General features: G+C 59.5%; 14 protein-coding genes. 8 read left to right on the top strand and 6 right to left on the bottom strand.

Annotated features, from left to right (window positions below):
* Positions 1 to 7: 7 nt before the first annotated feature.
* The 8 genes from trbE to M2427_RS22200 all read left to right on the top strand — a co-directional run bounded on the left by trbE (position 8) and on the right by M2427_RS22200 (position 8,040).
* On the top strand, positions 8 to 2,449 hold the full coding sequence (gene trbE / locus M2427_RS22235) for a conjugal transfer protein TrbE (protein ID WP_280708812.1): 2,442 nt from the start codon (positions 8 to 10) through the stop codon (positions 2,447 to 2,449).
* Positions 2,446 to 3,174, top strand: coding sequence for a P-type conjugative transfer protein TrbJ (trbJ, locus tag M2427_RS22230; RefSeq protein WP_280708811.1), 729 nt, complete (start codon positions 2,446 to 2,448; stop codon positions 3,172 to 3,174). The genes trbE and trbJ overlap by 4 nt, the downstream gene beginning before the upstream one ends.
* Positions 3,174 to 3,545, top strand: a complete 372-nt coding sequence (gene trbK-alt, locus M2427_RS22225) for a putative entry exclusion protein TrbK-alt (protein ID WP_280708810.1) — start codon at positions 3,174 to 3,176, stop codon at positions 3,543 to 3,545. Before trbJ ends, trbK-alt begins: the two co-directional genes overlap by 1 nt.
* Complete coding sequence (gene trbL, locus M2427_RS22220; protein WP_280708809.1) at positions 3,542 to 4,771, top strand: P-type conjugative transfer protein TrbL; 1,230 nt, start codon at positions 3,542 to 3,544, stop codon at positions 4,769 to 4,771. The genes trbK-alt and trbL overlap by 4 nt, the downstream gene beginning before the upstream one ends.
* Positions 4,772 to 4,868: 97 nt before the next feature.
* Positions 4,869 to 5,552, top strand: a complete 684-nt coding sequence (trbF, locus tag M2427_RS22215; RefSeq protein WP_280708808.1) for a conjugal transfer protein TrbF — start codon at positions 4,869 to 4,871, stop codon at positions 5,550 to 5,552.
* Positions 5,549 to 6,583, top strand: a complete 1,035-nt coding sequence (gene trbG / locus M2427_RS22210; protein WP_280708806.1) for a P-type conjugative transfer protein TrbG — start codon at positions 5,549 to 5,551, stop codon at positions 6,581 to 6,583. The genes trbF and trbG overlap by 4 nt, the downstream gene beginning before the upstream one ends.
* Positions 6,580 to 7,791 carry a TrbI/VirB10 family protein gene (locus tag M2427_RS22205; protein ID WP_280708805.1) on the top strand — a complete coding sequence of 404 codons (1,212 nt, stop codon included), beginning with the start codon at positions 6,580 to 6,582 and terminating at the stop codon, positions 7,789 to 7,791. The genes trbG and M2427_RS22205 overlap by 4 nt, the downstream gene beginning before the upstream one ends.
* Before the next feature lie 3 nt (positions 7,792 to 7,794).
* On the top strand, positions 7,795 to 8,040 hold the full coding sequence (locus M2427_RS22200) for a DUF2274 domain-containing protein (RefSeq protein ID WP_280708804.1): 246 nt from the start codon (positions 7,795 to 7,797) through the stop codon (positions 8,038 to 8,040).
* On the opposite strand, the gene M2427_RS22195 is transcribed toward M2427_RS22200, so the two are convergent.
* From M2427_RS22195 to M2427_RS22170, 6 genes are all read right to left on the bottom strand, one after another.
* Positions 8,007 to 8,966, bottom strand: a complete 960-nt coding sequence (locus M2427_RS22195; RefSeq protein ID WP_280708803.1) for a LysR family transcriptional regulator — start codon at positions 8,964 to 8,966, stop codon at positions 8,007 to 8,009. The two genes, M2427_RS22200 and M2427_RS22195, sit on opposite strands and share 34 nt — an antisense overlap.
* Positions 8,967 to 9,049: 83 nt before the next feature.
* Complete coding sequence (locus tag M2427_RS22190; protein WP_280708801.1) at positions 9,050 to 9,682, bottom strand: acyl-homoserine-lactone synthase; 633 nt, start codon at positions 9,680 to 9,682, stop codon at positions 9,050 to 9,052.
* Between the two features lie 81 nt (positions 9,683 to 9,763).
* A complete protein-coding gene (locus M2427_RS22185) occupies positions 9,764 to 10,492 on the bottom strand; it encodes a LuxR family transcriptional regulator (RefSeq protein WP_280708799.1) in 729 nt (242 codons plus the stop codon).
* A 318-nt stretch (positions 10,493 to 10,810) separates the two neighbouring features.
* The gene (locus M2427_RS22180; protein WP_280708843.1) at positions 10,811 to 11,791 is read right to left on the bottom strand and encodes an NADPH:quinone oxidoreductase family protein; all 981 of its coding nucleotides are present in this window, start codon (positions 11,789 to 11,791) and stop codon (positions 10,811 to 10,813) included.
* 240 nt (positions 11,792 to 12,031) lie between these two features.
* The gene (locus tag M2427_RS22175) at positions 12,032 to 12,649 is read right to left on the bottom strand and encodes a TetR/AcrR family transcriptional regulator (RefSeq protein WP_280708798.1); all 618 of its coding nucleotides are present in this window, start codon (positions 12,647 to 12,649) and stop codon (positions 12,032 to 12,034) included.
* The gene (locus tag M2427_RS22170; RefSeq protein ID WP_280708797.1) at positions 12,637 to 13,341 is read right to left on the bottom strand and encodes a TetR/AcrR family transcriptional regulator; all 705 of its coding nucleotides are present in this window, start codon (positions 13,339 to 13,341) and stop codon (positions 12,637 to 12,639) included. Before M2427_RS22170 ends, M2427_RS22175 begins: the two co-directional genes overlap by 13 nt.
* Positions 13,342 to 13,581: the final 240 nt, after the last annotated feature.

Here is a 13,581-nt window from a genome sequence, read left to right as displayed (position 1 = left end):
CTCGGTCATGATGAATCTCGCCGAATATCGCCATTCCAGCACGCGCCTTGCCGACTTTCTGCCCTGGGCAGCACTCGTTGACGAAGGAATCATCCTGAACAAGGACGGCTCGTTCCAGCGGACCGCAAAGTTCCGCGGACCTGACCTCGACAGCGCGGTGCCGGCTGAACTTGTCGCCGTCGCCGGCCGCCTGAACAACGCCGTGCGTCGCCTGGGATCCGGCTGGGCTGTGTTCGTTGAGGCGCAGCGTCACTCTGCGGGGGCATACCCGCCCAACTCCTTTCCGGACGTCGCGTCCGCGCTGGTCGACGCGGAACGCAGGGCTCAGTTCGAAGAGGCGGGTGCCCATTACGAGTCCAGCTACTTCTTGACCTTCCTTTATCTGCCACCGGAGGAGGGAGCCGCCAGGGCAGAGCGCCTGCTCTATGAGGGCCGCGATCGGACTGTTGGCGCAGACGCGCGCGAGGTACTACGTGGCTTTGTCGATCAGACCAACCGCGTGCTGCAACTCGTTGAAGGGTTCATGCCCGAATGTGCCTGGCTCGATGATCAGGACACCCTGACCTACCTGCACTCGACGATCTCGACCAAGCGTCATCGCGTTCGGGTGCCTGAAATTCCCATGTACATCGATGCGCTGTTGGCGGACCAGCCGCTGAGCGGCGGGCTCGAGCCGATGTTGGGCTCAGCAAATATTCGGGTGCTGACGATTGTTGGTTTTCCGGGTGCCACGACCCCGGGGATCCTGGACGACTTGAATCGCCTACCATTCTCTTACCGTTGGTCGACTCGCGCGATCATGCTCGACAAGACCGACGCCACCAAGCTGCTGACCAAGATTCGGCGGCAGTGGTTCGCCAAGCGAAAATCGATTGGGGCCATTCTCAAGGAGGTCATGACGAACGAGGCGTCGACGCTACTCGATACCGACGCCCACAACAAGGCGCTTGATGCCGACGCGGCGTTGCAGGAACTGGGGTCGGACCAGATCGGACAAGCCTTTGTCACGGCGACCATTACCGTCTGGGACCGCGATCCCAACGCTGCCGATGAAAAGCTGAGGCTGGTCGAGAAGGTCATTCAGGGCCGCGATTTCACCTGCATGATCGAGACGGTGAACGCGGTTGAAGCCTGGCTCGGCACCCTGCCTGGGCATGTCTACGCCAATGTGCGGCAGCCTCCGGTTTCGACTCTTAACCTCGCTCACATGATTCCGATGTCAGCCGTGTGGGCGGGCGAGGCGAGGGACCTCCACTTCAAAGGGCCGCCTCTGTTGTTCGGCAAGACCGAGGGATCAACGCCGTTCCGCTTCTCCCTCCACGTCGGCGATGTCGGTCATACCCTCGTGGTGGGCCCGACTGGCGCCGGCAAATCCGTGTTGCTGGCTCTGATGGCGTTGCAATTCCGCCGCTATCCGAACTCTCAGGTCTTTGCGTTTGACTTCGGCGGTTCAATCCGGGCGGCCGCGCTCGCCATGAATGGCGACTGGCATGATCTCGGCGGTGCGCTGTCTGACGGAGACGAGAACCCCGTCGCCCTGCAACCGTTGGCATGGATCGACGACTCCGTCGAGCGGGGGTGGGCGACGGAATGGATCGGCGCGATCCTGGCGCGGGAAAAGGTCGAGATCACCCCGGAAGTCAAGGATCATCTGTGGTCGGCGCTGACGTCTCTCGCCTCGGCGCCGAGGGAGGAACGTACCCTCACGGGCCTGTCAGTCCTGCTCCAATCGAACTCTCTGAAACGCGCCTTGCAACCTTATTGCCTCGGCGGTCCATCCGGGCGCCTGCTCGATGCCGAATTCGAGCGCCTTGGTGAGGCCTCGGTCCAGGCGTTTGAGACCGAAGGTCTGATCGGAACGAGCGCTGCGCCGGCCGTGCTGGCGTACCTCTTCCATCGTATTGGTGATCGTCTCGATGGCCGGCCGACGCTCCTCATTGTCGATGAGGGGTGGTTGGCCCTCGACGACGAGGATTTTGCTGGCCAACTCAGGGAATGGCTGAAGACGCTACGGAAAAAGAACGCATCCGTCATCTTCGCCACCCAATCGCTCTCGGACATCGATGGCTCCGCGATCGCGCCGGCGATCATCGAGAGCTGTGCAACACGGTTGTTGCTGCCGAACGAACGGGCAATCGAACCGCAGATCACGGCCATCTACCGCCGCTTCGGCCTCAACGACCGCCAGATCGAGCTTCTGAGCCGTGCAACGCCAAAGCGCGACTACTATTGCCAGTCCCGCCGCGGCAATCGGATGTTCGAACTTGGCCTTGGTGAGGTTGCGCTCGCCTTTACCGCAGCCTCTTCCAAGACCGACCAGGCTGCCATCGCGCAACTCCTCGCCGAATACGGGCCTGACGGCTTTGTGGCGGCCTGGCTCCAGCACCGTGGCGTTGCCTGGGCTCTCGACCTGATCCCCAATCTCGTCAATCTGGAGAAATCGCAATGAAGCGTCTTGGCCTGTTCGCGGCCGCTGGCACTATTGCGCTGGTGCTTGGCGTCGTGGTGCCCGCACGGGCGCTCATCGTCTTTGATCCCAACAACTACGTCCAGAACGTTCTGACGGCCGCGCGGGAACTGCAGCAGATCAACAATCAGATCACCACGTTGCAGAACGAGGCACAGATGCTGATCAATCAGGCCAGGAATCTGGCAAGCCTGCCCTATTCGTCGCTGCAGCAACTGCAATCATCGATTCAGCGGACCCAGCAATTACTGGCCCAGGCCCAGCGCATCGCCTACGATGTCCAGCAGATCGACCGCGCCTTCTCAACCAGCTACGCGCCAGCTAGCGGCAATCAGTCGAACCAGTTGCTGATCTCCAACGCTCAGGCACGTTGGCAGAATTCCTATGCCGCAACGCAAGACGCGCTTCGGGTCCAGGCGGGCATCGTTGGCAACCTCGACACCAATCGTATCCAGACGTCCGCGCTCGTAACGTCTAGCCAAGTTGCGAGCGGCGCTCTGCAGGCAACGCAGGCTGGCAATCAGATTCTTGCGCTAAACGCGCAGCAGCTCGCCGACCTCACCGCGGTTGTAACGGCAGAGGGCAGGGCGCAAAGCCTGGAAGCGGCCCAGCGCGCCTCGGCCCAGGATCAGGGACGAGAACAGCTTCGGCGCTTCCTGACATCGGGGCAGGGCTATCAATCATCCAATGTGCAGATGTTCCACTAATGACCGACATAAGGGCATTCAAGGCGTTGTCGCTTCTTACGACAATCGGCGTGTTGGTCGTCACTGCCTGCACGATTCAGCTTCGCGGTGGTGACGAGCCGCCCGCGTTGCCGAAGGCGGAGCAGACGACAGGTGCAACTAGCTCTGACCTCGCACGCTGCCGCAGCGTCATTGCGGAGGAAACGGCTGGCTATCAGCATTGCAGGCAGGTCTGGGCCGAAAACCGGCGCCGCTTCTTGGCCAAGAAAACTGGTGCTGCGGTTCCTGGCCAAGAAGATCCCGCCGCGGGGTTGGTGCCCGTCCCAAAGGATCAGAGCCGAATCCCGCAAGGATATCCGCAACCGGCGACACCCGAGGCTAGCAAGCCATGACGGGTACGGGGATCATTGACCAGTTCCTGGAAACGTTCACGCGTTACATCGATAACGGTTTTGGGCTACTCGGCAGCGATGTCGGATATCTCGCCACGACCCTTGCCGCGATCGACATTACGCTCGCCGCGTTGTTCTGGAGTTGGGGTCCGGACGAAGACATCATCGCCCGCCTCGTCAAGAAGACGCTCTTCGTGGGGGTCTTCGCCTACCTCATCGGTAACTGGAACAGTCTGGCGCGCATTATCTTCGAGAGCTTTGCCGGTCTTGGACTGAAAGCATCGGGCGCAAGCCTGTTGGCGGCAGATTTCGTGCGACCGGGAAAGATTGCTCAAGTCGGACTCGATGCCGGCCGGCCATTGCTCGACTCGATTTCCAACTTGATGGGCTACATCAGCTTCTTCGAGAATTTCGTCCAGATCGTCGTTCTCCTGTTCGCCTGGGTTGTGGTGCTGCTCGCCTTTTTCATTCTGGCGATCCAGCTCTTTGTCACCCTGATCGAGTTCAAGCTCACAACGTTGGCCGGCTTCGTGCTCATTCCGTTTGGGTTGTTTGGCAAGACCGCCTTCGCGGCCGAGCGGGTCCTGGGCAACGTCATCTCTTCAGGAATCAAGGTCCTGGTCCTGGCCGTCATCGTCGGGATTGGATCGACCCTGTTCTCTCAGTTCACCACTGGCTCTGGTGGCAATCAACCAACCATCGAAGACGCGATGACACTGGTACTTGCGGCGCTCTCCTTGCTGGGCCTCGGTATTTTCGGTCCGGGTATCGCAAACGGCCTGGTGTCGGGCGGACCGCAGCTCGGCGCCGGCGCCGCGATTGGAACAGGCCTTGCTGCCGGAGGTATTGTTGCTGCGGGCGCAGGCCTCGCCACTGGCGGTGTCGGTCTCGCTGGCGGTGCGATTACAGGCGTCGCGCGCGGTGGTGGCGCTGTAATAAGCGGAGCGTCAGCCGCCTATCGAAGCGGCGGCCTTGCTGGCGTCGCGGAGGCGGGCAGTTCGGCTGCCATGAGCCCATTGCGTCGTGCAGCGGCTGCGCTCGGTGGAGGTGGGGAAGCCGGCGCGCAGGCCACGAGCACTTCGGCTGAAGGGCAGCCCGATTGGGCGCGCCGCATGAAGCGTGCCGAGACCATTCGGCAGGGTGCGTCGGCAGCCGGCCACGCGGTCCGCTCAGGCGATTCCGGCGGCAGCAGCTCTTCCGTCGATTTGTCTGAAGGAGAGCGCTGACACCTGACACTGAGTTTTATCGCGGTCGCTCAGCCGCATCTCAAACCCGAATTCCACACCAAGCAAAAGCCGATCACCTGATCCGAGGCAATTATCGATGTTCAAACGACCATCCGTTCATTACGGGCGCATGCCCGAGCCGGTTACGCCGTACCAGAAAGCAGCGCAGGTTTGGGACGAACGTATTGGGTCCGCGCGCGTGCAAGCCAAAAACTGGCGGCTGATGGCCTTTGGCTCCCTGATGCTATCCGCCGGTCTCGCAGGTGGCCTTGTTTGGCAATCGAGCCAAGGATCGATCACGCCCTGGGTGGTGGAGGTCGACCATCTTGGCCAGGCCCAAAGGGTCGCGCCAGCCAACATCGATTATAAACCCACTGATGCGCAGATCGCCTACCATCTGGCGCGCTTCATCGAGGATGTCAGGGGCCTGCCGGCCGACGGCATCGTCCTACGCCAGAATTGGCTGCGGGCCTATGACTTCACCACTGATCGCGGCGCCGCCGCGCTCAACGACTATGCGCGCAACAATGACCCCTTTGCCAAGCTGGGCAAGGCGCAAATCTCCGTCGACGTCTCGAGCGTCATTCGCGCGTCTTCAGAAAGCTTTCGGGTCGCGTGGACCGAGCGTGTCTACGACAACGGTTCGTTGAGTTCGACCGAGCGCTGGACGGCGATTCTCACCATCGTGATTGAAACGCCGCGCGATGCCGAACGCCTGCGCAAGAATCCTCTTGGCGTCTACGTCCGCGCCATCAACTGGTCAAAGGAGTTGAGTCAGTGACTAAGACGCTGCCTGACCTTCATTCGAAACGTTGCCCTCAGCAGAGCAGGCTCAATTCGCCTTCGTCCAAGTTCGTGGCCTCGAAGTGTGCGTTGCTGTCCACTCTGTTGGTTTGCTCGTCGGCGCTCGGTGGGTGCGCGACCTACATTCCGCCGGAGATCAGCTATGACGCTGAAGTTCCTCCATTACCGGCGACGCCAGTGGCTCTCGACGACAGATCGCGACCGCTTCACGTTCCACCCCTCTGGAAGCCCGCTCTTGGCGGCAAGTCGGGAGGGAAGGAAGACGCTGAACCCGTGAGCCGGGTTGAGACGGCAAATAGCGCAGCCCGTGTTGAACCGCGCAAGCGGGGGTATTTCAACGCGGCGCAGATCTATGCCTACAGTCCTGGAGCGCTCTATCAGATTTATGCCGCGCCCGGGCAGATCACGGATATCGCGCTCGAGGAGGGGGAGCAGTTGACGGGGGCAGGGCCCATCGCGGCTGGAGATACCGTCCGCTGGGTCGTAGGCGACACCGAGAGCGGGAGCGGCGACACGCGACGCGTCCATATCCTGGTCAAGCCGACCCGCGCATCGATCGAGACCAACCTGGTCGTAAATACAGATCGGCGCACTTACCTGATCGAGCTCCGCTCCCGCGAGCGGCCATACATGCCGTCTGTTGCCTGGTACTATCCGGAAACAGCGCGCGAACGATCCCGTTCAGTCGCTCTGAAACCCGTTCTTCCGGACCCGGCGCAGCGCATTTCCCGCTATGCCATTGAAGGGGACAACCCTCCCTGGCGGCCGCTCGCCGCTTATGACGATGGCCGCAAGGTCTATGTCGAATTCCCGCAAGGTATCGTGCAGGGCGAGATGCCTCCGCTCTTCGTTATTGGTCCAGATGGTAAGACTGAACTCGTCAACTATCGGGCTTACGGGAACGTTCTGATCGTCGATCGGCTGTTTGCTGCCGCCGAACTGCGGCTTGGGGGCGAGCACCAGCAGAAGGTCCGCATTGTCCGGACCGACGGGAGGCCGTCGTCATGAACACCGGGAATGGAAATGATCAGGAGCAAGCGGCTCCGCCTGAAACACAAGAGAACCAGTCCAGGAGCTTCCGCTTGAGAGCGGAGCACCCGCGCGTGACACGGTTGTCACGCAAAGTACTTGCGGGAGGGAGCGCGGTCGCCCTGCTTGTCATCGGCGGAGCCGTGCTGTGGTCGCTGCAGAACAATCGTCACCGAAACTCGGCGGCCGATGAGCTTTACAGTACCGACCATCACAATGTCGCCGACGGTATTTCGGCGCTGCCGAAGGACTACGCTGGTATTCCACGCCAGCCAATCCCGCAACTGGGTCCGCCGCTTCCCGGGGACCTCGGTCGGCCGATCCTTGCGGCCCAAGGCCAGTCGCCGACGATCGGCGCTGATCCAGAACAGCAGCGCCGGGATCAGGAGACCGAAGCAGCCCGCATCAGCCATCTGTTCGCTTCGACCAATGGGAGAGAAGTGCGTGAGCCCACGGCTCCAGGTGTAGGGGGCGATCGCATCTCGTCACAAAGCCCGGCGAGTGCCAATGACGACGGATTTGCGCAGAACGGTCAGGACCGCAAGCTTGCCTTCGTGAACGCCTCTATTGACCGTCGCACAGTCAGCCCTGATCGCGTCACCAAGCCAGCTTCACCATACATCGTGCAGGCTGGGACGGTTATTCCAGGTGCGCTGATCACCGGAATCCGATCGGACCTGCCAGGCCAAATTACGGCGCAAGTAACCGAGAATGTCTATGACACGCCGACTGGCCGCTTTCTGCTTGTGCCTCAGGGAGCGCGTCTGATCGGGATCTACGATAGCCAGATCACCTTTGGCCAGTCCCGTGTCCTGCTCGTCTGGACCCGGCTGATCATGCCGAATGGACGCTCTATCGTTCTAGAGCGGCAGCCTGGCGCTGACACCGCTGGATATGCGGGCCTTGAAGACCAGGTCGACAATCACTGGGGCGAGCTATTCAAGGCTGCGGCACTTTCGACATTTCTGGCTGTCGGGACCGAACTGGGTGCCGGCTCGGACACCAACAGCAACGACAGCGCGATCATCCAGGCATTGCGACACGGCGCCTCGGACTCACTGAACCAGACCGGACAGCAGGTGGTTCGACGCAGTCTCAACATCCAGCCGACGCTGACCGTGCGGCCTGGTTTCCCGGTTCGCGTCATCGTCAATCGTGATCTCGTGCTTGCGCCTTACGGAGGATAGGGGATGCCGAAGCTTAGAATAGGAGCGCTGCCCGACGACAAGCCGGTCAAGGTCACTACTGAACTTCCGGCATCAGTGCATCGGGATCTCGTCGCCTACGCAGAGGCCATTGCACGCGAAAGCGGGCAGCGGATCGATCCGGCAAAGCTGGTCGCGCCCATGCTGGCGCGCTTCATGGCCACGGACCGCGGATTTGCAAAGGCAAGGCGAACCGGTCATTCACCGGGAGCCGGCGGGGGCGAGGGATAGCGCTCTGCGAGCAGATCGAGGAAACGTTTCAGTGCCGGGTTTTCATTGTCGTCGCGCCAGTGCGCATGAAAATCGACCAGGCTTGGTCCCGATCCGTCCTGCAACTCCCGGTACACGAGACCAGGGCAGCTTGCACCAATATCCGATTCCATTGCGAGACTGAGCCCCATACCCATACTTGTCAGACTCTCGATGATGCCTCGGCTAACATTGTGGCGCTCCACCCTAGGGCGGTCGTCGGGGCGTACGAGCTTCGAGATCAGAAGATCCTCGAACTCTCGTCCGGGGTCATATTCGCTCAGGAGTATCGTTTCGTTACGCAAATCGCTCCAGTAGATGATCTCGCGTGCTGCTAGGCAATGATCCTGGGGCAGCGCGATCAGGATGCGCTCGCTCCATAGCAGTAGTGATCTGGTGTCCTTTGAAGGTAGGCGTCCGGGGCTGATGACAATATCCACGGTGCCGTTACACATTGCAGTCATCAGACGCGAGCGAGAGCGTTCCATCGTTGCCAATTCGAGTTGCGGTAGCAGCTTCTTGAGCTCACCTATCGTCGCTCGCAAATTGCCCGTCGACATGGACGTGTAGAAGCCGACGACAAGATGGCCGGTGTCGCCGCGACCACCGGATCTAGCTGTGTCCACGAGCATGTCGACCTCTTCCAGGATCAGCCTTGCAATTCGCAGAACCGCCCGCCCCGCGAGAGTAGGCTTGACTCCACCGCTTGAGCGCTCAAACAACGAGGCGCCGACCAAATGCTCGAGTTGCCTGATAGAACGGCTGAGGGCGTTATGCTTGATTGAAAGCGCTTCTGCAGCCCGTCGAAAGCTTCCGTAGTCACAAGCGACAACCGCCAGGCGAAGCTGTTGCAGGTCGATAGCTCTCGCAACGTTCCATCGATCGTTCCGGATCCTGGTTTCTCTCATTTTTGAGCTCGGTACCAAACCGCAAGATAGGAAGTCCCCGCACGAGGCGGGGATCTTGATCTCGCTCGGTCGTGTGGATCTTTCTAGGCGGCAGCAAAGAATACTGGCGTCCAGAGAACTGGCATCGAAAGACCACCGGCCTTGCGAAGGTTGGCGAGAATATCGGTCGAGATCTCCAGGTAACCCGCCACGGCCACGGTGTTGCCGATCGTGGCAGGATTGCCAATCCGTCGCAGCGGCCAGCCGGCCCGTCGAAGGATTCGTTCCATTCGGACATCGGTGACGGTAACGATATCAGTGAGCTGTCGCGAAAGCCCGAACTCGACCATTCCGGCGAACAGCTCGTATGCAGCACGAGTTATGCCGTGATCTCCTTTGGGAGCGTCGACTGGCACGTCGACCGCGAATCTGCTGCTTTCCCAAACGAGAGAGCTTGAGGGCGCGGGTTGGCCTTCGAGAAGCGCAGGAAAAGTATCGCAAAGCATGGTCGGACCCAGCGTGGGAAGCAGGCGAACGGAACCTTGTACTTGGCCATTTTCACCTATCTGGATTAGATAGTCGGGATGCAACGCATCGAAATTGTCGATCTCCATGTCGCCACTGGTCTGAACCTCCCATGCCATGCGTTGCTTGAAAACACGATGTCTTAACCGGTGCATCGCAACGAGAGTGTCGGAAAACTCTCCATACGAAGATGCCGTGATCAGCTGAATCATTATCCCTCCAAAGGCTCGCCACCGTCTTGAAGAGGGATTGTTGATCAGAATCATCACCTGTAGTTGTAGGGGACGCGTGTCCTAATTCTGCTTTCTTTTATTTGCAGCGGCAAGGCGCGTCACCGCTTGCGCGATCGTGCGAACACCTAGCTTTTCCTTCGCATTCTCTATGTAATATGCGACGGTATTGCGCGAGATGCCGAGAATGCATCCAATCTCCCAAGCGCTTTTGCCTTGTGAAGCCCATTGCAAGCATTCTAGTTCACGGCGCGACAAACGCACCACACCGATCTCATCCCCGTCGAAGAGCGTTCGGCGAACGTGGGCATGGAAATACAACGCTGTAAGCTGAAGTACTCGTGAATGAGTGTCTACGCACCGCTCAAAGGCAGCTACTCGCTGATCGGTGGCGAACGTCAATGCTGCGATCGCGCCCCGATCATCATGGATGGGGACCGTAAAGCCGAGTCGAAGTCCGTGTTGAGATGCTTCATCGAAAAGTCTTTGCTGGAGCAATGTATATGCTCTCGAATGGGCGCCGACACCCCAGCTGAACGGCTCTGGATTCCGAAGAGCGTCAAGAACGACCGGGTCAATTTCTTGATAGTTGCTTCGCAAATAGTGGGACGTCCACTCGACCGGATACGTTGAGATCAAACGCGGCGTGGCCAAACCTGAGCGCGGAAAGGCCAGATAAGCAAAGGATGAAAGATTTAATGCGTGCGCCATGTCCCCCATAGCTCTCTCGAAGTCGGCGGGGACTTCTGCAGCTGCCAACAAATCAATGAAGTTCTGGAAGACGCGATGCACCGACGTTTGCCTTCCTCTGAAGCCGCGATGAAGCTATAGTTCTAGCTCGGTTGTAGGGAGCGTGTGTTGGGATCTACGTAATCGAGGACGGAAATTCGCGCCGAGTCTCGGATGCGAGCCCCGACAGCGAAAGCAGCTCGATGCATCGGAGCAAGGGCCGATACAAGGGCGGTTACGGGGGCGCGGATCGTTGTCGTTGAAGCTCCTGCGCCAGCGCACGCAATCACCGAGGACAAGCGTGCACATCGGTCAGCTCTGCGCCTTCCTTCGGTTGCAATACACGTAGAAGATTGCAAGCGCTGTTCTAATGATGGATATCTACCGGGCCACTCTAACGACCACTTTGCCCAAGGCTCGACGACCGGCGAGCGTCTTGAATGCGTCATAGAACCTCTCGAATTCGAAAATCCTGCCCACCGCCGGCCTTAATCGCCGGTCGCCCAGCAACCGAAACAAGTCCCTCAAGGTGCGCTGGTAGACTTCCGGCTCGCGCCGCGGAACCTGGGCCAAATCAACGCCGAGCAGCGTACCGCCCTTGAGGAGCGGAAGGTTGAATGGAAGAGCCGGGATGTTGCCTGCCGCAAAGCCGATCACGAGGTGCCGCCCATTCCAGGCAATCGAGCGAAACGCTTCGAGGGAGATCGCGCCGCCAACGGGATCAACGATGACGTCGCAGCCGCGATTTTCCGTCAGATCCTTCAGCTCCTCGCGCCAATTCGGGCGGTTGTAATCGATCGCGGCATCGGCTCCAAGCCCGAGGGCAAATTCACGTTTCTCTTCGGTGGAGGCGGCGGCAATGACGCGGGCGCCGAATATCTTGCCCAGCTGTATCGCGGCCGTCCCAACTCCTCCGGCTGCGCCCAAGACGAGCATCTGTTCGCCTGATTGCAGCTTGGCACGCTCCGTCAGCGCATAATGAGCCGTCAGATAATTGACCCGAAACGAGGCGCCTGCCTCCGGCGAAATGCCGTCCGGGAGGATACGCAACGCTTCCATCGGAACTACGACGTACTCCGCGAGTGCGCCCGACCGGACCATTCCCATCACCTGCATTCCCGCGGAATACTCGCTCACCCCGTCTGCCACGCCATCGACTTCGCCTGCGAATTCCGTCCCGGGAATGAATGGCAGCGGGTCCTTCGTCTGGTAGAGGCCCTGCACCTTCAAGCCATCAACGAAACCGATGCCCACTGCTCGCACCCTGACGCGCACCGAGCCGGGTGTGAGTTCTGGCATGGGGACGTGCGCCAACTGCACATCATCGATAGCTGTATAATTTTGAACGACGACTGCCTTCATCGTACTCTCGAGATAAGGTTTCATCGTGAGAAGCTCTCCTCAGTTCGCCCTGAGGCTTCCGACCTCGCCGTCGATCGGCTCTCCAAAGGGCTGGGTCGCTAAAGGCATCCGAAGTCCGGGTACTTCAAGCTCGCCGCCTGCGACAGCCAGCGAAAACAGCCGAGCCTTCGCGGAGTTCATGTAGTCTCGCCCCCTTTACCGACCGACTTGGACAATGCGGTTTGGAACGCATCTTCATTTTCAGGAGCTGGCAAGCTCGCGCTTGAGAGACACCACCACTTCTTGTGATATTTGATCCAAGGGTGTCGATCGAGGATCGATCAGCCACATCGTGATCAGTGACCGCAAAAGTCCGAGTATCATCACTGCATGACGATGAGGATCGATGTCAGACCTGATCGCTCCTTCCGCCATAGCTCCTCTGATCGAAGCCGCGAGCCTCCGTGTCGAGCGTTTGGTTAGCTCACCAACCGCGGACTGGAGCGCTGGCTCGGTCAATGATTCTATAAATATCGTCTGGAGAGCGGCAGCGCTCTCCCATGCTTTCGATTCTCGATTCAGATAAGCGCCAACGGATTTGAGCAGAACCGTAAGATTCGCTTCCCCGTCAAGAGTGTCAGCGAGTCTGTTGGCAAATCTGTCAACGATGTGATTGGCGACAGCTTCGATGAGTCCAGTCTTGCTGCCAAAATAGTGCGCGGGGAGCCCTCTGCTATAACCTGCGGCACTGCCCACATCGGCGAGCGTCAAGCCATCTGTGCCTTGCTTGGCCAGAATCTCTGAGGCAGCGGCGAGCATCCGCCGCTCAGCTTCGATGCGCCGGGCTTCGTGCTTGGAACCGGCCTTCACTTCCGCCATGTACGTCTCCCTTCCGTTCCCATTTCGGTTTTCGGGGGGGAGCGTGAAGCCTTGCTCGACTCGGATGCAAGTTGAATAGCGAGAGACCCGTGAACGAATTTCAGGAGTTCGGTCTTCATCTTTGAAAGATTGACTTGCTCGGGTGCCAGCAACCAGTGCATCCGAACGCCCCGAATTAGGGCCAAGAGAATGGTCGACTGCAATTTCGTATCGATATCCGGGCGGACTTCGCCGTTCTTTATCGCGATTTCCAATTCGGATCGTATGCGTGCGGTCGCAACGTGGTTGTAGTGCTTGAAGATCTCGTTGATCTCGGGAGAACCGTGAAAAGCCTCCTTCTGCATGATCAACAAGGCCCGGGCCGCATCCGTGGTGGGCGCCCTGCAGGCGAGTTCGATCATTCCCTCGATGGTTGCGAGACCATGTCCGCGCCCCTTGGATGCCAGCGACTGGGCATAGCGTTCATGAATGTACTCAGTGGTGGCCCGCAGCAACCGGTCCTTCGTCCCGAAGTAGTGCGCGGTGATGCCGCTGCTGTAGCCGGCAGCTTCGCCAACCTCGGCGAGGGTGGTTTGTCTGGCTCCTTTTTTTGAAATCAGCGCAATCGCAGCGCGAAGCAGCGCGTCCTCGGCGACTTCTCGTCGTTCTGCGTGAGATTTCCGGGGCTGTCCCTTCTTTGCAGAAACCGTCATTGGAATTGTCGGGACCTCGAGGGATGCACCACCGTCATCAATATCCGACGAGGGCGCACAAAAAAAGAGGGTAAAGCAACCTACTGGCCAGCGTTCGCGATTCGTCGGAGTTTGGCGCGATACTTACCGAATAATATTATTTGTTGACGAATAAGCAAATAGATGATTTGAATGGCTCACGTCTGCTCGATCGCCGTTGATCGCGGCGTGCAGCAGTCAGCAAGCGGCCCATGAACGGAG

It is taken from the genome of Bradyrhizobium sp. BR13661 (assembly GCF_029892425.1).
Classification (GTDB): domain Bacteria; phylum Pseudomonadota; class Alphaproteobacteria; order Rhizobiales; family Xanthobacteraceae; genus Bradyrhizobium.
The sequence above is the reverse complement of the archived record's forward strand: the minus strand, read 5'-3'. Positions and strand labels throughout refer to the sequence as shown.